This is a genomic window from Rhizobacter sp. P2_H3 (assembly GCF_056403355.1).
Map to the genome: position 1 here is coordinate 1 of NZ_JBFUFQ010000486.1, position 1,352 is coordinate 1,352.

Annotated in this window: 2 protein-coding genes; both read right to left on the reverse strand. The window is 74.0% G+C overall.

The features are described from left to right. Positions 1-915: baseplate wedge protein (locus tag AC1D1T_RS32530; RefSeq protein ID WP_477993479.1), on the reverse strand; the 915-nt coding region annotated here is incomplete at its 3' end. After that, positions 912-1,352: hypothetical protein (locus AC1D1T_RS32535; protein ID WP_477993480.1), on the reverse strand; the 441-nt coding region annotated here is incomplete at its 5' end. The genes AC1D1T_RS32535 and AC1D1T_RS32530, both read right to left, overlap by 4 nt.

Here is a 1,352-nt window from a genome sequence, read left to right on the forward strand (position 1 = left end):
GTTGCCGCGCCGCGTGACGCCGATGGTGCCCGGCGAGCCGTCGCTCGGCAGCGCGAGCCGCAGCGCCCAGTTGTCGCCGCGCCAGGCGACCGAGCCGTTGCTGGCCGCCGCATTGGCCGGCCGCAGCTGCGACAGCCGCGCCCCTTCCACGCCCGGCACCGCCTGCACCACCGCGGCGAGGTCCGACAGGAACAGCCGCTGCGCGCCGTCCTGGCCGATCGGCAGGTCGTCGATGAAGCCGTGCTGCAGCACCGGCCCGGTGTAGATCTCCTCCAGCGACGCGCCGGCGCGCAGCCGCTCGTCGAGGCTGCGGCTGACCGCGGCGCGCGCGACGAAGCGGTCGCAGCGGTCGTACACCTCGGCCAGCACGTCGGCCGCGTCGCGCGGGCCGCCGATCTCGATCTGCGCATGCAGCTCGCAGGCGACCGGCTGCACCGCGGTCACGGCCAGGTCGAGGTCTTCGCCGAGATTGCGCTGCGCGAGGAAGGCCGCGCGCGCATCGGCGATGCGCTTGCCCTCGCCCTCGGCCGCGCCCTGCGACAGCTGCAGCACCAGGTGCACGACGCCGTCGTCGCGCGCCTGCAGCGTCGCGTCGTCGAGCCCGGGCACGGCATCGAGCAGCAGGCGGCGCACGTCGGCCCCGGTGGTCGCGCGGCACGGGAACACCTCGGCCGGCGGGTGCAGCGACAAGGCGTCGTAGTCGATCGTGCCGGCCGGCCCGGTCAGGTGGTCGGCGACCGGGAAATCGGCGCGATAGACCAGGTCGGTCAGCGAGAAGCACAGCTGCTCGAGCATCGTGATGCCGGGGTCGTGCAGGTTGTGGTCGGTCCACGCGTGGCCGCTGACGGCCTGCAGCCAGGCGATGCCCTGCTCGCGCAGCCGCGCGAAGCTCGCGTCGTCGCGTTCACCGCTCATGGCGCGCACCCCTGCATGGTCTCGTCGAACCACAGCCGCGTCAGCGTCGCCTGGATGCGCACGCCGCTGCCGTAATCGCACTTCGAGCGCACCTGCAGCCGGTAGCTGGCGTTGCGCCCGCTGCTGCCTTCCCAGCGCAATTCGAGCTTGTCGCAGCGCCGGCCGTACCAGGTGTTGTCGCAGCGGATGCGCTTGCGCCGCGACAGGATGTCGAGCCAGCCGCGCGTCGGGTTGTAGGTGTTCATCGCGATCGCGTGCATCAGCGCGAAGCGCCCGCCGCCCGGGTGCCCGGCGCCGGCCATCACCTCGAAGGCCTGGCAGCCGCCGAGCGGGCCGGTGAGGTCGTGCCATTCGCCGTCGGCCAGCGCCGGCGCGAGCCCCGGCCAGCGGCAGCTGCCGACTCGCCCCTGCGAGGCGACGACGCCCGCCACGTCCAG